At 72.9% G+C, this 236-nt stretch carries 1 protein-coding gene; it reads left to right on the forward strand.

Annotation, left to right across the window (positions count from 1 at the left end; genetic code table 11):
• Window positions 1-236 (forward strand): electron transfer flavoprotein subunit alpha/FixB family protein (locus ADK36_RS17115; protein WP_048587697.1); only part of this gene is annotated, 236 nt, incomplete at both ends.

The following is a 236-nucleotide window of genomic DNA, read 5'->3' on the forward strand; positions in this document are numbered from 1 at the left end:
CCGGAGCTGACCGAGGCCGCGATCGTGGTCTCCGGTGGCCGTGGCGTCAACGGCGCGGAGAACTTCGCGATCATCGAGGCCCTCGCCGACTCCCTCGGCGCGGCCGTCGGTGCCTCGCGTGCCGCGGTGGACGCGGGCTGGTACCCGCACACCAACCAGGTCGGCCAGACCGGCAAGAGCGTCTCGCCGCAGCTGTACATCGCCTCCGGCATCTCCGGCGCGATCCAGCACCGCGC

The organism is Streptomyces viridochromogenes (genome assembly GCF_001270495.1).
GTDB classification, from domain to species: Bacteria; Actinomycetota; Actinomycetes; order Streptomycetales; family Streptomycetaceae; genus Streptomyces; species Streptomyces viridochromogenes_A.